Source organism: Paeniglutamicibacter sp. Y32M11 (genome assembly GCF_019285735.1).
Lineage (GTDB): Bacteria > Actinomycetota > Actinomycetes > Actinomycetales > Micrococcaceae > Paeniglutamicibacter.
In genome coordinates, this window is the sequence record NZ_CP079107.1 from 267148 (window position 1) to 285668 (window position 18521).

Annotated in this window: 13 protein-coding genes; 8 read left to right on the forward strand and 5 right to left on the reverse strand. The window is 60.5% G+C overall.

The genetic code is table 11. The features are described 5' to 3' along the window. Positions 1-154 precede the first annotated feature (154 nt). Complete coding sequence (locus KUF55_RS01275; RefSeq protein ID WP_218817758.1) at positions 155-1579, forward strand: DUF222 domain-containing protein; 1425 nt, start codon at positions 155-157, stop codon at positions 1577-1579. Positions 1580-1703: 124 nt separating this feature from the next. On the opposite strand, the gene KUF55_RS01280 is transcribed toward KUF55_RS01275, so the two are convergent. Then, positions 1704-2990, reverse strand: a complete 1287-nt coding sequence (locus KUF55_RS01280; protein ID WP_132364303.1) for an aspartate kinase — start codon at positions 2988-2990, stop codon at positions 1704-1706. Between the two features lie 322 nt (positions 2991-3312). On the opposite strand from KUF55_RS01280, the gene KUF55_RS01285 reads away from it, so the two are divergent. From KUF55_RS01285 to KUF55_RS01295, 3 genes are read left to right on the forward strand one after another with little or no spacing between them, the layout of a single operon-like run. After that, entirely contained in the window at positions 3313-4293 is a 981-nt protein-coding gene (locus KUF55_RS01285) for an ABC transporter ATP-binding protein (RefSeq protein WP_370630940.1), read from the forward strand. Next, a complete protein-coding gene (locus KUF55_RS01290) occupies positions 4290-5390 on the forward strand; it encodes an ABC transporter permease (protein ID WP_132364306.1) in 1101 nt (366 codons plus the stop codon). The genes KUF55_RS01285 and KUF55_RS01290 overlap by 4 nt, the downstream gene beginning before the upstream one ends. Before the next feature lie 42 nt (positions 5391-5432). Further along, positions 5433-6293 (forward strand): IclR family transcriptional regulator, encoded by an 861-nt coding sequence (locus tag KUF55_RS01295; protein WP_218817759.1) that lies wholly within the window; start codon positions 5433-5435, stop codon positions 6291-6293. A 170-nt stretch (positions 6294-6463) separates the two neighbouring features. On the opposite strand, the gene fdhA is transcribed toward KUF55_RS01295, so the two are convergent. The 3 genes from fdhA to KUF55_RS01310 all read right to left on the reverse strand — a co-directional run bounded on the left by fdhA (position 6464) and on the right by KUF55_RS01310 (position 10603). Continuing rightward, a complete protein-coding gene (gene fdhA, locus KUF55_RS01300; RefSeq protein ID WP_132364311.1) occupies positions 6464-7684 on the reverse strand; it encodes a formaldehyde dehydrogenase, glutathione-independent in 1221 nt (406 codons plus the stop codon). Positions 7685-7886: 202 nt separating this feature from the next. After that, on the reverse strand, positions 7887-9302 hold the full coding sequence (locus KUF55_RS01305) for a ferredoxin reductase (RefSeq protein ID WP_218817760.1): 1416 nt from the start codon (positions 9300-9302) through the stop codon (positions 7887-7889). After that, positions 9299-10603: an SRPBCC family protein gene (locus KUF55_RS01310; RefSeq protein WP_168151969.1), complete on the reverse strand. Its 1305-nt coding sequence runs from the start codon at positions 10601-10603 to the stop codon at positions 9299-9301. The genes KUF55_RS01305 and KUF55_RS01310 overlap by 4 nt, the downstream gene beginning before the upstream one ends. 161 nt (positions 10604-10764) lie before the next feature. On the opposite strand from KUF55_RS01310, the gene KUF55_RS01315 reads away from it, so the two are divergent. The 4 genes from KUF55_RS01315 to KUF55_RS01330 all read left to right on the forward strand — a co-directional run bounded on the left by KUF55_RS01315 (position 10765) and on the right by KUF55_RS01330 (position 17816). Beyond that, complete coding sequence (locus KUF55_RS01315) at positions 10765-11697, forward strand: LysR family transcriptional regulator (protein ID WP_218817761.1); 933 nt, start codon at positions 10765-10767, stop codon at positions 11695-11697. Between the two features lie 772 nt (positions 11698-12469). Next, the gene (locus KUF55_RS01320; protein WP_218817762.1) at positions 12470-14350 is read left to right on the forward strand and encodes a BCCT family transporter; all 1881 of its coding nucleotides are present in this window, start codon (positions 12470-12472) and stop codon (positions 14348-14350) included. A 56-nt stretch (positions 14351-14406) separates the two neighbouring features. Beyond that, positions 14407-15300, forward strand: a complete 894-nt coding sequence (purU, locus tag KUF55_RS01325; protein ID WP_132364591.1) for a formyltetrahydrofolate deformylase — start codon at positions 14407-14409, stop codon at positions 15298-15300. A gap of 23 nt (positions 15301-15323) precedes the next feature. Then, positions 15324-17816 (forward strand): FAD-dependent oxidoreductase, encoded by a 2493-nt coding sequence (locus tag KUF55_RS01330; RefSeq protein WP_132364324.1) that lies wholly within the window; start codon positions 15324-15326, stop codon positions 17814-17816. A 28-nt stretch (positions 17817-17844) separates the two neighbouring features. On the opposite strand, the gene recR is transcribed toward KUF55_RS01330, so the two are convergent. After that, the gene (recR, locus tag KUF55_RS01335; RefSeq protein ID WP_168151965.1) at positions 17845-18507 is read right to left on the reverse strand and encodes a recombination mediator RecR; all 663 of its coding nucleotides are present in this window, start codon (positions 18505-18507) and stop codon (positions 17845-17847) included. Positions 18508-18521 lie beyond the last annotated feature (14 nt).

Consider the following 18521-nt stretch of genomic DNA (forward strand, 5'->3'; position numbering starts at 1 on the left):
TCTCCGAGAATGGAAACCCCCGTCTCGAGTGTTTTGTCAAGGGGTCAGTGCGGCACTGTGGATAAACCTAAAGTGAATCTGACCTGCGATAAGAAGTTATCCACCACCACCCCGCACCCCACAAAACGGGGGATCCCCGGCGTAGAATGGAGGTATGTTCGAAGAATATCCCAGCGGAGATTCACTACACGAACCTCCCAACGAAGAAATAGTCCTCACCCCTACTATGACCCCCACTCTCAAGGTCGAGCCCGCTGGTGAGATCCACGGAGTGGTTCTCCCGGTCCCGGTTCCGGGCCGCAGCCACACCGAAGACCTCTGCTTCTTGGACTACATGCGCCGCTCCCTGGCCCTGCTTGAGCTCAGCGGCAACGCCAAGGAGCATCACGAGATCTTGGGAAAACTCGAAGAGATCAAGGGCGCCGCCGCTGGAGCGCAAGTCATCTCCGCGACCCTCTTCGAAGCGGACGTGATCACCCAACGCACCGACGCCGGAATACGAGAAAATAACCCTTCTTACGGTGTTGGTTCCCAAATCGCGTTGGCCCGCCGAGAATCCCCAGACCAGGGACGTTCCTTCCTGGCCTGCTCGCGCCGCTTGGTCGCGCATCTGCAATTCACCCTCGCAGCTCTTCTGGAGGGGCAGATTAGCTGGTTTCAAGCGCAGATCATCGTGAAAAACACCGAGCACCTCTGCGCTGAGCACTGCGAAGCCGTGGACCAGGACCTCCTACGCGACCCGCAGGCCTTAGATGGAATCTGTTCTCGGGCCTTAGAAGATGAGGTCCGGCGGCTCTCGTTCCTCTATGACAGCTCCGATGCCCTGAGCCGCATGGAACAAGCTAACACCCACCGCTATTGCTCGGTATATCCTGCCCGTGATGGCATGATGCAACTCTCGGGCATGTTCTCGGTCCAAGATGGTCTGGCGATCCGCCAGACACTGATGCAGGATGCGGCGAGTTTGAAGGTCGGTGGGGATCCTCGGTCCCTAAATCAGATCATGGCTGATCTGGCGGTCGATCGCCTCACCGGCAGAGACCCGGCCAAGGGCCAGCCGGTGATGGTGAATCTGGTGATGACCGATCGCACGCTCTGCCAGGGCAGTGGCGAACCGGCCTACCTTCAGGGGTATGGAACGGTGCCAGCGACCTGGGCACGAGCCGTGATTAAGGGTTCGGAGGCTCCGGATCATGCGTGGTATCGGGCTCAGGTATCCCTACGGCGGCTCTATACCCATCCGCAGAGCGGGGAGTTGCTGGCGATGGATTCTAGTTCCCGCTCGTTCCCTAAGAACCTCAAAGAGTTCATCCGGATTCGCGACCAATACTGTCGCACTCCCTATTGCAATGCACCGATCAAACACTTTGATCACGTGGTGCAACATGCGCGAGGGGGAGCGACCAGCGCGATTAATGGTTCAGGGCGCTGTGCGGCATGTAATCAGGCCAAGGAGCAGGAAGGGTGGGAGGAGAAGGTGATTGAGACCGGTGGTCGTCATACCATCGAAATCACCACTCCTACCGGAGCGGTTTACACCTCGATTGCACCGGCACTGCCCGGAACGCCTGCCGCATAATTGCGGGTACGAGTCCTGTCGGGGCACTGTTCTGCCCATTAACAGAAACGGTCCATGACGCTCAGAACCGCACTTAGGTGCGTGTTCTGAGTGCCATGGACCGCGCCACGACAAAACACCAAGATTAGCGGCCGGTCCCACCGTAGACGGTAGCTTCGTCTTCCACGTCTAGATCGAAGGCAGCATGGATGGCCCTGACCGCGTCATCAAGCTTGTTGGCATCAGTGACGATGGAAATGCGAATTTCCGAGGTGGAAATCATGTCCACATTCACACCGGCCTGGTGAAGCGCCTCAAAGAACGTGAAGGAGACTCCCGGGTTTGAACGCATACCTGCGCCAATGAGGGAAAGCTTGCCAACGTTTTCGTTGTAGGCAATATCCGCGAATCCGATTTCTTCCTGGGCATCTCGCAAAGCTTCCTTTACGTGCTTGCCATCAACCATCGGAAGAGTGAAGGAAATGTCGGTGCGGCCAGAACCGGAGGTTGAGATGTTCTGGACGATCATGTCGATGTTGGCGTGTGCACCAGCAATGACGCGGAAGATCTGGGCGGCCTTGCCCGGGATGTCGGGAACGCCGACGATGGTGACCTTGGCTTCGGATCGGTCGTGAGCGACACCGGAAATGATTGGCTGTTCCAAGGGTTCTCCCTCTTGAATCTTGATTTGGTCGTCGGGACTGGGCATGACCCATGTTCCCTCATTGGTGCTAAACGAGGAGCGGACATGAAGCGGGACCCCAAAACGGCGAGCGTATTCAACGCAACGCAGATGCAGAATCTTGGCGCCCGAAGCCGCCATCTCCAGCATTTCCTCGCTGGAAATGGTGTCGATCTTTCGGGCAGTAGAGACAACGCGGGGATCTGCGGTGTAAATGCCGTCAACGTCGGTGTAGATCTCGCAGACATCCGCGCCCAAAGCGGCGGCCAAAGCCACGGCGGTGGTGTCCGAACCACCGCGACCCATGGTGGTGATGTCGTTTGATTCTTTGCTAACGCCCTGGAAACCGGCGACAATCGCCACATAGCCGCGGTCGATAGCTCGACGCACGCGTTGGGGGGAGACCTCAATAATGCGGGCCTTACCGTGGATGGCATCGGTCACCATGCCGGCCTGCGAACCGGTGAAGGATGCGGCCTTGGCGCCCAGACCATCGATGGCCATGGCCAGCAATGCCATGGAAATGCGCTCACCGGCGGACAACAACATGTCCATTTCACGTGAGGGGGCATCCTCGGTCAGCTGCCCGGCAAGGTCAAGAAGCTCATCGGTGGTGTCGCCCATGGCGGATACAACCACGACGACGTCGTGGCCGGCGGACTTGGTGTCAATAATTCGACGGGCAACGCGTTTGATGCCAGCGGCATCTGAAACGGAGGATCCGCCGAATTTCTGGACAATCAGGCTCATGCGTCAGCACACTCCATGGGACGGTAACGAAGATACGGAAAGATGGGCGCGGCAGAAGCCAGCACCGTTCCCATTTTAGCCATTGTGATGAACCAAAACCCCAATGCGTGACCGTTCTAGGTCATATAGCGGACCTCGGCTGGTCTAAATGCTTGGTATGGGGTCAGGGAAATCGCAGCGCTTGGGGCAGTCGCCGCATGTGTACCGCCCAAAGCGGCTCTTTGGTAACGGATCCACCAAAAGCGTGACTTGACCTAGGGCATTGCGTAGCTTGAGAACTATGGAACAGGTACCTGCTCAGGGGCAAGAAGCGGGAAAGCCCATGAAAACAATGACCACCGGCTCTGAACAAGAGCCCGAGAAGCTTCCGGGTGGAGCAACAGGAATTACAGCGCTGGGCCTGGCCCGATCATTCGGTTCAGTAAATGCTGTGACGAACATTGATTTCCATGCCGCTCCCGGAGAGGTAACAGCCTTAATTGGTCCCAACGGGTCGGGCAAGACCACCCTGCTATTGATGCTGGCGTCCCTGCTTCGCCCCGATGCCGGAACCATTAGAATCCACGGCATTGATCCGATGAAGGATCCACGTGCGGCCCGTGCTCGACTGGGCTGGATGCCCGACACCTTGGGCGTATGGGAATCCCTGACTAGCCGCGAAATCCTCGCCACCATGGGCGCTCTCTACGGCCTAAACAAAGCAACAACTCGCACCCGTGCCAGCGAACTACTGGAAATAGTGAACCTCACCGAGTTGGCTGACACGCCAGCCCGAGTGCTTTCGCGCGGACAATCGCAGCGTCTTTCACTGGCCAGAGCCTTGATCAACGATCCCGAGGTGTTGCTGCTAGACGAGCCGGCCAGCGGGCTAGACCCGGGTGCCCGGGTTCAGCTGCGCACTTTGTTGCGCCAGCTGGCCTCCAGCGGAAAGACCGTGGTGATCAGCTCTCACGTGCTAGTTGAACTCGACGAAATGGCCGACTCCGCGGTGTTTTTGACCAAGGGGCGTTCGGTACGCAGACAGCGCCTCGACGAGGCCGGGACGCAGGGACGCAATTACACGGTTTCCAGCTTGGATCTCCCCGCGCTCCGGCGTGCATTGGAGGCCGGCAATGTTGACGCCGTTTATGTTTCGAACCTCGAAAATGTGGGCGGAGCCGCCAAGATCAAGATGGCAGGGGAAACTAGAGCTGCGGCCCTGCTAACCAGCCTTGTTTCGGCAGGCGTTCCGGTCACCGCCTTTGCCCCGTCATCGGGTCTGCTCGAAGAGACCTACCTGAGCCTTGAGGATGAAATGCCATGAGTATCTCCACTGACCAGCGGACTGCGGGAAGCGCACCAACCCTAGGATATCTTTCCGGCATTGGCACCATCTTTGGATTGGAAATCCGACAGCGGATCCGCAGCCGAGGTTGGTACATCATGCTCGGAATCTGGTTCGTGGTGGTCGCCGCCGTGGTGGGTCTCGCCGCGCTGAGCGTGGGCGTGGAAGAGTTCGGCCCGGGGCAAGTGATGTTTGAATTGGTCATCGCCTTTGTGCTGTTCTTTGGCATGCTCATCGCTCCCGCTCTGAGCGCCAATTCGATCACCGGCGACAGAGCCAACGGGACGTTGGCGATTCTGCAAAATACGCTGCTAACCCCCGGGCAATTATTGTGGGGCAAGTGGTTAGCGTCGTGGGTGGCCTCACTGGGATTCCTGGTGGTGACGATTCCCTTGATCGGATGGGCCATGACTTATGGGGATGTGTATCTGCCGGGAGCACCGGTGCTCCTGGGCATGCTCGCTCTCGAACTGGCCATAGTCTGCGCGCTGGGTGTAGGAGTATCGGCACTGGCGAATCGCACACTCTTTGCCGTGATGGTCACCTACCTGCTGGTGGCCATGCTCGGCTTGGGAACACTGATCGCCTACGGGCTCAGCATGCAATTGGTGAAAACTGAGGTACAAATTTCGAACCAAGTCTGGCCCGAGGAATACATGGGCGACGAATATTACGGCGAGTGGGACGAGGATGCGTACACCTGCGAATCTCGCATCTACCCGCAGGAAACCTTTGCCACCGATCGCATCACATGGCTGTTGGCAGCGAACCCATTCGTGGTGGTGGCAGACGCGGCGCCCCGGGTTCCACCACCGCCCGGAGACGATGGAATGTACTCCTCGGCCGGTCCGATGGGGGCCATCAGCGATGGAGTCCGCATGTCACAGGCGGGACCCGAATATCTCACGCCCTGCCTGAACGGAGTCAAGAGCGACATGACGATGCCGACGTCAACACCACTGTGGCCGCTGGGCTTGGGCATCCAAGCGCTGTTTGTCGGCGGCATCGTGGCAGCGGGACGCAATAAGTTGAAGACTCCGGCGGGGAAGCTCTCTTCCGGTACTCGTATCGCCTAGTCGCAGCGGTCTGAGGCGACAAGCCGCATTAAGTCAGCGCCTATGCTGGAAGAAAACGACGGAACAAAGTTGAGCGTGAAGGACGGAACACCCGTGGCAGTCCATGAATCACATCCTCCGGAAACGGACGACGACGATGCTGCACCCGGTGTGGTCCAATCCGTGGACAGAGCCCTGGCAATCTTGGAGATTCTTGGGCGAGAAGGAAGCTCAGGTGTCGGCGACGTCGCCGAGGAACTTCAGATCCACAAGTCGACGGCGTCCCGGCTCTTGGCTTCGTTGCAGGCCCGAGGTATGGTCCAGCAGAACACCAATCGCGGAAAGTTTGAGCTGGGATTCGGTATTTTGCGGCTGGCCAGCACCATTCCCGGTCGTCTCTCTCTGGTGGGTGAGGCTCGTCCGGTCCTTGAAAAGTTGGCGGTGGAATTTAAGGAGACGGTCAACCTCGCGGTGCTACGCGAGGAGTATGCGGTGAACGTAGACCAAGCCATGGGCCCCTCGACGCTTGCCACCTACGACTGGCTGGGCAGCCTCACGCCTCTGCACGCGACGTCCAGCGGCAAGGTCCTGCTGGCGGCGCTCGGCGCCGATGAACGCGGACGAATTCTGAAGGCTGCGGGGCTACCTCAGCGCACGGCCAAAACCATCCGATCGAGGACTGCCCTAGAAAAGGATCTGTTGCAGGTGGTGAAGAACGGCTACGCTCAGGCCCGCGAGGAATTCGAGGTAGGCATCAACTCGGTGGCAGTGCCGGTGCGCAATCACCTTGGCGCGGTGGTCGGAGCCATTAGCGTCTCGGGCCCGGCCTTCCGCTTTGACCCGGAAATAGAACCTGGCCTACTTGAAGGACTTCAGCAGGCTGGGCTGCGCGTCGGAGCGTCGTTGGGCTACACCGCCGGATGATTCGCCGGAGCACCGCTCCAACATTACGGTGACGATGTGTGCCCACATGGTGGGCTCTTTGTTAAAACCAGGTGGCCGCTGCACAGCCCAGATGAACTGGGTGATGCAGCGGCCACTCCGAGCTGCCGAGCGGGGTTCGATAGGCGACCCCCGTGATCCTTGGCCGAGGGCTAGTTGTTGAGGTAGCCGTTTGGGTTGAGTACATACTTCGTGGCCGCACCGGCGTCGAACTCCGCATACCCGCGCGGTGCATCCTCGAGCGAAATGGCCTCGGCGTTGACCGCCTTGGCGATCTGAATCTTGTCGTGCAGGATGGCCATCATCAGCTGGCGGTTGTACTTCATGACCGGGCACTGGCCCGTCGTGAACGAGAGAGACTTGGCCCAACCGGTACCCAGAGATAGGGACAGGCTTCCCTTCCGGGCCGCTTCGTCGACGGCTCCTGGGTCGCCCGTGACATAGAGTCCGGGGATCCCCAGGGAGCCACCGGCGGCCGTGATGTCCATCAGTGAATTCAGCACGGTTGCGGGTGCTTCCTGCGCGCCGGCCCCGTGTCCGTGTCCGCGGGCCTCAAAGCCGACGGCGTCGATGCCGCAATCGACCTCTCGCACGCCGAGGATCTGCTCGATCTGGTCGGCCGGGTCGCCCTTGGCCACGTTGATGGTTTCACAGCCGAAGGACCTTGCCTGGGCGAGGCGGTCCTCGTTGAGGTCTCCCACGATGACCACCGCAGCCCCCAACAAATGGGCGCTGGCCGCCGCGGCGAGTCCCACGGGACCGGCTCCGGCAACATAAACGGTGGAGCCGACGCCTACGCCGGCGGTGACGGCTCCGTGGAATCCTGTCGGGAGAATGTCCGAGAGCATGGTTAGGTCCATGATCTTTTCCAGGGCCTGATCCCGGTCCGGGAACTTGAGTAGGTTCCAGTCCGCATATGGGACCAAAACGAACTCTGCTTGGCCTCCGACCCAGCCGCCCATGTCGACATAGCCGTAGGCGCTTCCTGGACGGTCCGGGTTCACGTTCAGGCAGATTCCTGTCTTGCCCTCTTTACAGTTTCTGCAGCGACCACAGGAAATGTTGAAGGGAACCGAGACGATGTCCCCGACCTTGATGAATTCCACGTCGGGTCCGGTCTCGATGACTTCACCGGTGATTTCGTGCCCAAGCACCAATCCGGCCGGGGCGGTGGTTCGGCCGCGGACCATGTGCTGGTCCGAGCCGCAGATGTTGGTGCTCACGGTGCGCAGGATGACTCCGTGAGGGACCTTGCGGCCGACGTTGATGGGGTTGACGCCGGGTCCGGCCTGAAGTTCAAAAGTGGGAAACGGGGTGTCGATGATTTCCACGATTCCCGGCGCTTTATAGGCGACGGCTTTATTACCTGACATTGAATGGCTCCTTTGAGTGGCGATCAAACATGGTCGGTGACGCTGGTCACACTACACTACCTATGGATGTAGTTATTGCAAGTTTCGGTGAAGTACTTTGGATCAATTGCTCAGTGCAGTGCCGTTGGCTGCAACTGCATCATGGAGTTCACTCCGATCTGTGCGGATTCTGGATCTTTGCAGACCGTCGCGCCGGACGCGGTTAGGCATCGATGACCAAATCGGTCAGTGCGCTCGAGCAGCAGGGAAGGAACTTGCCCGCCTCGATTTCCCGGGCGCGGATACCGCCCTGATGGTTCATCTCCACGTCTCCGGAAAGCTTGACGATTTTGCAGGATCCGCACATGCCTTCCTGGCAGTTCGCTCCGATCTTGACACCTGCCCGTTTGGCCACCCCGAGAATGTGCTCCTCGGGGTCGATACGCACGTTGATGCCGGTTCGCACGAAGGACAACGTGAGGCTCCCCGTGCCAACGGAGTCGAACGTCGAGATGTCGGGCAAACCGGCGTCCGGTAGTTCTTCCGAACCACCGGAAGATGAATTGGCGTCCTCCTCGATCGAGTCAACCGTTTCGAGCGGCAGGCCCGTGGCTTCTAGGGTTCCCTCGTTGTCATAGCCCGGTTCATAGAGTCCGAACGCCACGGGCTGGCCTTCGTAGTAATCTTCTGCCGACTCCGCGATTTCTTCGGCGATTTCCTCGGCAATGTCCACTGCCAGCGCGATCTCCGCCTGGTATTCGAGGATCGTCTGGCGGTCTCCGGAGAAGAATTCCATGTGAATGGAGGTGTCATCGACGCCGACTTCATTCAAGAGTTCGGTAGCGGTGTTCAGGTACCCCTCGGGGCCGCAGGCATAGACCTGGCGTCCGTTGGCATCGGGGGCTACCTCATCGAGCATTGCCGCGGTTAGCCTTCCGGTAAGCCCTTCCCATCCTTCTGACTTGCTGCGATTGCCGAGTGAGTAGAAAACTTTCACACGCGAATCAACGGAGGCGATATATGCCAATTCCTGGTGGAAGCCGAAGCCTCCGGCCTCGGCACCGTGATAGAGGACTACGACGTCGGCTTGTCCCGGCAGGGAGTGAATGGTCCGCAGCATCGACATGATGGGAGTGATGCCGGCACCCGCGGCCAGCAAGAGGTATCGTGCCCGTCTATCGGCGTCGGGTAGGTGGAAGGCGCCGACAGGTCCGAGCATGTCGAGGATCGTGCCCGGCTTGACGTTTTCGTGAACCCACGGTGAGACCAGCCCCGCCGGATCGCGCTTGACCGTGACGCTAAAGGTCCACGGCTCGGTAGGTGAACTGGACAGCGAATAGCTGCGGTCTACCGGGTCCTGTTCCTCGCCATTCACGGGAAAGGCGATGTTCAGATACTGGCCGGCTCGAAATGCCAGTGGTGCACCGTCGGAGCGGCGGAATAAGAAGGTCTTCATTCCGCCGACTTCTGGAATCGTCTCAACACATTCTGCCGTGAATTCCTGCGGATGCCAGGGCCCCAGGGCTCGTGCGGCACCGGCAGGCCCGTCGGTGGTCCCCATGACTCTGTTCCATGGCATTTCAAGCCCACGGATGCGCTGCGGTTCCTGAACTGCGGCGATGGTCGTGCTGGAGATCATGCCAAGTGCTCCTGCACGCGCTGGATGTACCAGTTGATGAATGCCTCGACCTGGTATTCACTCTTCATGTAAGGGCCTGGCTCGTAGACCGGGCTGCTCGCGCCCTTCTGGCACAGCTCCACGAACGCCTTGTCCTGCAGGTTCGTCTGCTTCCAGGTGTGGGTGAGCTTCTCGAGGTCGTAATCCTTGCCTTCGACGGCGTCGTCGGCCACCAACCAGGTGGTGCGCACCAGGGTTTGGTGCTCATTAACGGGGAATACGGCGAACGTGACGACGTGGTCACCGAGGAAGTGGAACCAGCTATTGGGTTGCAGGTGCATTGAGCAGCGACCGAGCCGGAAGTCGCGCAGGTCCCCGAGCAGTTTCTTAGAGAGCCGGTGCCCGTCTGGCGAGAACGATTCGCCATCACCGTCGAGGGATTCGCGTGAGATACGAATCCCGGCCACGCGGGTGTCGAGCTCCTCCACGACCTCAAAGGGAAGGCCGTAGCGCCGGCAACGATCTTCGAGTGCGGCTTGGGCCGCCTTGTTGCGGTCCCACACCTCTTCAAGGTGGGGTGGGATGAGGCCCTCCGTCAGGCCCCAAGTGGGAAAGAGGGAGCAGGCGAGTTCCGGGTGCCCATCGCAGTGGTAGCACTCCCGGTTATTCTCCATGACGAGCTTCCAGTTGCCCTCTTCAATGATGTTCTGCTGGTAGGCAATCTTCGACTTCGACAGATCGTGGGGTGCAAGGTAGGGCTCAAAAATCTTCGCGGTATCGTCGAAGTCTGCCGGAGGTTCATCGGCGATGCAGACGAAGATGAGTCCGGCGTCGACGCGGCTGTGGGCGCGCTTGAGGCCGAAGCAGCTCTTGTCGAATTTGGTTTCACCGGGGGCGGAGGCATGAATCAAATCGCCATTGGGTGAGTAGGTCCAGGAGTGATAGCCGCAGACCAAGTTGCCGGTGGTCCCGGTGGACTTGGTGAGGACCCGGGCTCCGCGGTGGCGGCATACGTTGTGCATGACGTTCACTCCGCCATCGTCATTGCGCAGCACGATCAAGGAGTAGGGCCCGTAATCAAGAGTCACGTAGTCACCGGGCTCCGGGAGTTCTGCAACGCTCGCGGCAAAGATCCAGTGCTGGCCGAAGATGGCCTGCATATCGATGCTGAAGATCGTCTGATCGGTGTAGAACGGTGCGTCGAGGGAGTAGCCTTCGCGTCGGTATTCGAACAGTTCGGTGATCTCGGCGAGCTGCTGCGCAGTTAATGACGACGCGAGTTTGCCGCGTGAATTAACTGGCACGTTCACTGAAGCAGCCATGGTGTTTACTCCTCGGAGGAATGGAATAGATAGATTGCCCCGCAGCGGTGTCGAGCGTCGTTGCATTAGGAGCCGTTGAAATCGTTCTACTCCTGAGATTAGGGATCCCCGACCTGCAATAAAAGCGCAAGATTGTGGAGGTAATGGTGCACAATATGTGCATGATCGATCCACGACTCACCACGCTCAGAGTGTTCGCTCGATGCGGCACCGTTGGGGCAACCGCCGAGCTCACGGGCTACTCGCCTTCGGCGGTCTCCGCGCAGCTGCGAGAACTGCAGCGTGTGCTCGGAATGCAGTTGCTCACGAAGGACGGGCGGGGTGTACGGCTGACGGCCACCGGCCGATTCTTGGTGGCGGGCTCCGACGCGTTGATCACGGAATGGGAGCAGCTGCGGGCCGCCGCTCTGGAGGCTGGAGACCAGGTGCAGTCCCATTTTGGGCTTGGCGGTTTTTCCACCGCGGCCGCTCAATTGCTCGCGCCGTTGGCGGCGGCTCTGCGGAAGTCACGTCCCTTGGTGGAAGTGCAGGTACTCGAGGCGAATCCAGATCGCTGCTTCGATTTGCTCGTTGCCGAGCGAATCGACCTAGCGGTTATTGTTGCCATGCAATCCGAGACGCACGTTGAGGAAGATCCACGCTTCGAGCAGACGACCCTGCTGAACGATCCACTGGATGTGATCCTTCCTTCCGATCATCGCTTAGCCGCACGTGAAACGGTGACGCTCGAAGAGTTGGCGACGGAGCCGTGGATTACCGAAGCTCCTGGGTCGACCTATCATTCCCTGTTCGCCGCCGCCTTCACGGCAGTCGGTGTGACTCCGCGGATTGCTCATGAAGCCGTCGAGTGGGAGACCCAGATCGCCTTTGTCGGCGCGGGAATGGGCGTGGGCCTGCTGCCCCGCTTGGCACGCATCGGAAGTGCCGAGAACGTGACTCGCCTGCGCATCTCGGGGCAGGGACAGCCCAGACGCAGGATTGTCGCGGCTGTGCGCAAGGGCAGTATCGACTCACCACTCATCAAGGAATCCCTCGGCATCTTGCAAGCCCGGGCGAAGCGAATCCTCACAGAACGGTTGGAAGAGGAAGTCTAGGGACTCGTGCCGAGAGGTTCACCCTTGCTTACTAGTCAAGTCGGGGGTGCTGTGCCCCCAGGAGGAAAATCACGCGATGCTGCCGGGGGCTCGTGACCCAGTATCCGGTGTGGCTCTTTGACGTGGATGTCTCCGCCGAGAGGCGCGGAATCGCATCGATAAAATCATGGCGGCCGATGTCTCTGTGGGGCTGCCCGGAGGGGTTTACCCAGCGATTGCTGGGGCGATATCCCAGCCCCAGGTGAAGTCGCATCCCTGGTTGAGCGATCGAGCGATTATTTTTCCAGCATGACGATCGTCTTATTTTGCACGCCCGCTTCATGGGCCAAAAAACCCTTGACTTTTGTTCGTGACGTGAGCCACGATTGTTGCTCGAGACGCATGCTGTTGATTGATGCGAAACTATTTGACCACTTTTGATGCCCCACCAGCTTTGGAAACGGACGAGACGAGTGCGAGGTAGCGGATGCAGGCTGAGTCACAGCTCACGGGCAGAAGATCTGGAGTGCAGTCGATATAGCCTCCGACTAAATGCGAGCCACGACAGTTTGCTTGCGGACCGAGGAGCTCGGGCAAAATACCGCCCCGACTTTGCCGTTCGTTTTCATCAATAAGAACCCTGCGGACGATGCAGCAATCGTGAATTGAAAAACCTCCCAACAACTGACCCCTCTGCCCGAACAACAACCCGGCGAAAGGCGCATCGCTTCCACCCCACGGCACCACCTGGCTCCAAAGACGCAACTCGCATCCCCAGTCAAAGGAAAATCCCATGGCAGTGAACACCGACGAACACATGTCCGACGAACCGGACGGCCCGGACACAGAACTGGCTGAAGACCCGGAAACGGTGCTTCCACCTCCCGATGACACCGCGATTCTGCAGGAGTTAAAGGACAGCGAATTGGAGCGGAAGGCAACTCGCATGATTCCGCGATTGCCCGAGGGTTTGGACAAAGTGACCTTTGGTGTTGCTGGGGTGTTTGCGCTCGCCTTTGTCATCTGGGGGCTAGTAAACACCGATTCTCTCTCGTCCGCCTCTAACGCGGCGCTCTCCTGGGTCACCGAAAACACTGGCTGGTTCTTTGTCTCCTTGGCCTCCTTCTTCGTAATTTTCGTGCTGTGGCTGGCGCTGGGACGATTCGGAAACATCCCATTGGGCCGCGACGGTGAGAAACCCGAATTCCGCACTATCTCCTGGATATCCATGATGTTCAGTGCCGGAATGGGCATCGGACTGGTCTTCTACGGCGTTGCCGAACCTCTTTATCACTATGTCTCCCCGCCACCGGGAACTGTAGATGGGAGCACCCCCGAGGCCATCCAGACGGCCATGGCAACCTCCATCTTCCACTGGAGTATCCACCCGTGGGCGATGTTCGCGGTGGTCGGCATAGCGATGGCGTACTCCACCTTCCGGCTCGGACGTCGTCAGCTGATCTCCTCGGCTTTCACCTCGTTATTCGGGGCTAAGGTCGACGGTCCCGCGGGCAAAATTGTCAACATCTTGGCCATCTTCGCCACGCTTTTTGGCACTGCCGCCTCACTGGGTCTCGGGGCCATGCAAATCGCCAGCGGCGTTGAATTTAATGGCTGGGTAGGAAAAGTCGGTTCGCCCGTGCTGGTCGGGGTCATCACGATACTGACCGTCGCCTTTGTGCTCTCCGCCATCTCGGGCATTTCCCGCGGCATTCAATGGCTGTCGAACATCAACATGGTCCTGGCCTTGCTGCTGGCGGTACTGGTCTTCGTGCTGGGACCCACGTTACTGATTCTCAATCTGATTCCTTCGGCCATTGGTGACTTTGTCCGGGATTTACCCACCATGGCCTCGCGCACCGAATCGGCCGGCGACGAAGCTGTTCGGGAATGGATGTCCGGCTGGACCATCTTCTACTGGGCTTGGTGGGTATCTTGGGCGCCGTTCGTGGGCATGTTCATCGCACGAATTAGCCGCGGACGTACCATCCGCCAATTTGTTACCGGCGTGCTGTTGGTTCCGAGCCTGGTGTCAGTGATCTGGTTCTCGATCTTCGGCGGAGCAGCATTTGACGTCCAGCTCAAGGCGGAAGCTTCCGGCGGGGCCACCGGTTCGATGGTGACAATGATCGATGGGAAACCGTCCATCAACTTCGAGGGCGCCATGTTTGACCTGATTCAGCATTTGGGTGTTTCCCCCGGCGTGACGTTGGCTATCGCCATTCTCGGCATGGTACTGGTGGGCATCTTCTTCGTCACGGGTGCCGATTCGGCCTCGATTGTTATGGGCTCCCTCAGCACCAACGGGCGCATGGAGCCGGCGAAGGGTGTGGTCATTTTCTGGGGCGTGTTGACCGGTGCGGTGGCAGCAATCATGCTGCTGGCCGGTGGAGACGATCCCGGGCAGGCGCTGAACGGACTGAAAAATATCACGATCGTCTCAGCACTGCCCTTTGCCGTTGTCATGTTCATCCTGTGCATCGCACTGGTCAAGGACCTGCGTCGTGACCCGTTGGCTTTGCGCAAGAAGTTGGCGGACTCGGTCGTCGAACGGGCCATCCGGACCGCCGTTGACGAACATGGCGGGGTGCCCTTCGAACTGGTGACCAAACACGACTGCACGGACGCCTGTGATGTCGAGGGTCGCTGTCCGGCCCGCGGCAACGAAGCATAAAAAATCAGCACAACTCACGGAACACTATCTAACCAAGGGAGAAAAACGTGTCCACCATGACCAGCGAACCGGTAGCAGCACCCGGTGCCCCACATCCGAGTACCGTCCGCTTCATCCTCACCCTCTCCTGCCCCGACAAGCCGGGAATCGTCAGGGGCGTGACGGGATTCCTCGACGACCGTGGATTCGACATCGCCGAGCACCAGCAATTCGACGACCACGTCGGCGGCAGGCTTTTTCTGCGCACCGCAATTTCCGGCGGGCAACCGGGGGAAACCCGCGAGGAGCTGCAAGCCGCGTTTTCATCGTTGGCGGAGGAGTTCGACATGGACTTCACCTTCTACGATGGGCGCGCCCAGCGCGTACTGGTCATGGTCTCGAAATTTGGGCACTGCCTCAACGACCTGATCTACCGCTGGCGCAGCGGCACGCTCGGCGCCGACCTGGTCGCGGTGGTCTCCAATCACGAGGACCTGCGCCCCATGGCCGAGGCCGCGGGGCTGCAGTTCATCCACATCCCTGTCACCGCCGCCACGAAGCCGGCCGCCGAGGCGCGGCTCCGGGAAGTCATCAACGAATACCAAGCGGACGTGGTGGTGCTGGCGCGTTATATGCAGGTGCTTTCCAACGAACTGACCAACGCGTTGCATGGACGAGCCATCAACATCCATCACTCGTTCCTGCCCGGTTTTAAGGGCGCCAAGCCCTACCACCAGGCCTACGCACGTGGCGTGAAGATGGTTGGCGCCACCGCGCACTACGTCACCGAGTCACTGGATGAGGGGCCCATCATCGAGCAGGAGGTGTTCCGGGTGGACCATGTCCCGGACGCCGATGCGCTGGCGCGGATTGGCCGTGACGCCGAAGCCCTGGCGCTGGCCCGGGCCATCACCTGGCATTGCCAACACCGCATCCTGCTGAACAACACCCGCACCGTCGTTTTCCGCTAAACACCCCGAGAAGGAGCTATTCCATGAACAAAGCACCCAGCGTCGTCATTATCGGGGCCGGCATTGTCGGAGCAAACCTGGCCGACGAGTTGGCAGTCCGCGGCTGGAACAACATCACCGTTCTTGAGCAGGGGCCGCTGCACCTGGCCGGCGGATCGACCTCCCACGCCCCGGGACTGGTCTTCCAGACCAACGCCTCGAAGTCGATGACCCAGTTTGCCAGCTACACCGTTGAAAAGCTGCTGTCCCTCACGAAGGATGGCATCTCCTGCTTCAATCAGGTGGGTGGGCTGGAGGTCGCAACCACCGTCGAACGCCTCGAAGAGTTGAAGCGTCGGCACGGATTCGCCACCTCGTGGGGTCTTGAAGCGCGGCTGATTGATCCGGCCGAATGTAAGCGGATCTACCCCCTAATCGATGAAGCGAGCGTGCTGGGCGGTTTACTGGTCCCCTCCGATGGGTTGGCATCCGCCGCGCGGGCGGTCCAGCTGTTGATCGAGAAGTCCACCGCCGCCGGGGTGCGGTTCCTGGGCGATAGCACCGTCACCGGGATCGAGCAGGATGGCGGGAAAGTCACCGGGGTGCGGGTCGGGGAGAACGAGGTGATCCCCGCGGACATCGTGGTTTCGTGCGCCGGGTTCTGGGGGCCGGCCATTGGCGAAATGATCGGGATGTCCGTGCCGCTGCTGCCGTTGGCTCACCAGTACGTCACCACCGATGCGCTGCCCGAACTCGCCGGGCACAACGAGGGGCCCAACGGGGCGTCGTTGCCGATCTTGCGGCACCAGGACAAGGACCTGTACTACCGTGAACATGGGGATCGGATCGGCATCGGCTCCTACGCTCACCGCCCGATGCCGGTGGGACTCGACACGCTTGAAAAGGTGCCGGCCGAAAACATGAGTGAGCACCAGATGCCCTCACGGTTGGATTTCACCGAGGAAGACTTCACGGCCTCCTGGGCAGACTCGAAGGAGCTGCTGCCGGCCCTTAATGGCGTCTCGATCGAGGATGGCTTTAACGGGATCTTCTCCTTCACCCCCGACGGCGGACCGCTGGTGGGCGCCTCACCTCAGCTGGAGGGTTTCTACGTGGCCGAGGCGATCTGGGTGACGCACTCCGCCGGTATCGCCCGGGCCGTGGCCGAGCTTTTGATCGACGGACAGTCCTCCATCTCCCTGCACGAGGGCGAGGTGACTCGTTTCGAGCCGGTGCAAACCACCAGCGAATACGTCAGCGAGACCTCACAGCAGAACTTCGTGGAGATCTACGACATCCGCCACCCGCTGGAGCCGCGTACCTCACCGCGAGATCTGCGCTCGAGCCCCTTCCGCGCCCGTCAGGACGAACTCGGCGCCTTCTACTTGGAATCCGCCGGATGGGAGCGGCCACATTGGTTCGAGGCTAACCGGCAGCTACTCTCGACGCTGCCCGATGAATGGTCTTCCCCGCAGCGTGATCAGTGGTCCAACCAGTTCCACTCGGAGATCTCCGCGGCGGAGGCGCACCGGACGCGCACCGCGGTGGCCATGTACGACATGACTCCGCTGAAGCGTCTGGAGATCACCGGCCCCGGGGCCCTGGCCCTGCTGCAGAAACTGAGCACCGGCAATATCGCGAAGAAGCCCGGGGCCGTGACCTACTGCCTGCTGCTGAACGCGGACGGCGGGATTCGAAGCGACGTGACCGTCGCGCGGCTGGGAGAGGAACGCTTCCAACTGGGGGTGAACTCAAACATTGACTTTGACTACTTCACCGTGGAGGCGCGGCGGCAGGCAGCCGCGGACCCGGGGGCGTGGGCCCACGTCACCGACATCACCGGGTCCACCTGCTGCATCGGGCTCTGGGGGCCGCTGGCTCGCGAGGTCATGGCCAAGGTCAGTACAAACGACTTCTCCAACGACTCGTTGAAGTACTTCCGCAGTGCCGAGGTGGTCATCGGCGGGATTCCGGTCACCGCGATGCGCCTGTCCTACGTCGGTGAGCTCGGCTGGGAACTTTACGCCAGCGCCGAGACCGGGCAGAAGCTCTGGGACGTGCTCTTCGCCGCGGGACAAGAACACGGGATCATCGCCGCCGGACGCGGCGCGTTTAATTCCCTGCGGCTAGAAAAGGGCTACCGACTGTGGGGCACCGACGTGACCCCGGAGCACCACCCCTTCGAATCGGGTCTGGGGTTCTCCATCGCCAAGGATAAGACCGGCTTTGTGGGGGCCGATGCCGTCGATGTCCTGCGCAACACGCCCTCGGCGCGGGCGTTGCGCTGCCTGACCATCAACGATGGGACCTCGATGGTGCTCGGCAAGGAGCCGGTGTACCTCGACGGCACCCCGGCCGGGTACGTGACCTCGGCGGCTTATGGCTACACGGTGCGCACGCCGCTGGCCTACGCCTGGCTGCCGGCCTCCACGGTGGAGGGGGACCAGGTCGAGATCGAGTACTTCGGCCGCCGGATTCCCGCGACCGTAGCGGCGGATCCGCTCTTCGACCCGAAGATGGAACGCCTGCGCGGCTAGCCGCGGCAGGCGCGCGGTGCCTGGCTGCCTAGGAAGCGGAAATCGGTTCCGAGGTGGTGCGCGGGGTGCGCACCAGAGGAGCGACGGGGGCCGTCGGAGCGGTATTGCGGCGGCCCTCGATGGCCCGTGCCAGGGTGACCTCGTCGGCGTACTCGAGGTCCCCGCCCACCGGCAAGCCGGAGGCCAGGCGGGAGATCTTGATGCCCAGCGGACGCAGCGTGCGCACCAAATAGGTGGCGGTGGCCTCGCCCTCGAGGTTCGGGTCGGTGGCCAGAATGATCTCGGTGATGCGCTCGTCGCCCAAGCGCGTGATCAGTTCACGGATGTGCAGCTGCTCCGGGCCGATGCCATTAATCGGATTGATGGCCCCGCCGAGCACGTGATAGCGCCCGTTAAAGGCGCGGGAACGCTCGATGGCCACCACGTCCTTCGACTCCTCAACCACACAGATGATCTCATCGCTGCGGCGTTCGTCGCGGCACAAGGTGCAGGTCTCGGCCTCCGAGACGTTGAAGCAGATGGTGCAGAACTTCACGCGTTCCTTGACCACGGAGATGGCCTCGGAGAGGCGCTTCATGTCCTCGGCGTCCGCCTCCAAGATGTGGAAGGCAATGCGCTGGGCCGACTTGGGGCCGATGCCCGGGAGCCTGCCCAATTCGTCAATCAGTTCCTGAACTGCGCCTTCGTACACTTGGATTCACACTG

Coding starts and splice junctions, on each gene's coding strand:
- KUF55_RS01295 (WP_218817759.1), top strand. CDS start 5,433: ATGCTGGAAGAAAACGACGGAACAAAGTTGAGCGTGAAGGACGGAACA.
- KUF55_RS01310 (WP_168151969.1), bottom strand. CDS start 10,603: ATGGCTGCTTCAGTGAACGTGCCAGTTAATTCACGCGGCAAACTCGCG.
- purU (WP_132364591.1), top strand. CDS start 14,407: ATGACCAGCGAACCGGTAGCAGCACCCGGTGCCCCACATCCGAGTACC.
- KUF55_RS01290 (WP_132364306.1), top strand. CDS start 4,290: ATGAGTATCTCCACTGACCAGCGGACTGCGGGAAGCGCACCAACCCTA.
- KUF55_RS01320 (WP_218817762.1), top strand. CDS start 12,470: ATGGCAGTGAACACCGACGAACACATGTCCGACGAACCGGACGGCCCG.
- KUF55_RS01330 (WP_132364324.1), top strand. CDS start 15,324: ATGAACAAAGCACCCAGCGTCGTCATTATCGGGGCCGGCATTGTCGGA.
- KUF55_RS01275 (WP_218817758.1), top strand. CDS start 155: ATGTTCGAAGAATATCCCAGCGGAGATTCACTACACGAACCTCCCAAC.
- KUF55_RS01285 (WP_370630940.1), top strand. CDS start 3,313: ATGAAAACAATGACCACCGGCTCTGAACAAGAGCCCGAGAAGCTTCCG.
- fdhA (WP_132364311.1), bottom strand. CDS start 7,684: ATGTCAGGTAATAAAGCCGTCGCCTATAAAGCGCCGGGAATCGTGGAA.
- KUF55_RS01305 (WP_218817760.1), bottom strand. CDS start 9,302: ATGATCTCCAGCACGACCATCGCCGCAGTTCAGGAACCGCAGCGCATC.
- KUF55_RS01280 (WP_132364303.1), bottom strand. CDS start 2,990: ATGAGCCTGATTGTCCAGAAATTCGGCGGATCCTCCGTTTCAGATGCC.
- KUF55_RS01315 (WP_218817761.1), top strand. CDS start 10,765: ATGATCGATCCACGACTCACCACGCTCAGAGTGTTCGCTCGATGCGGC.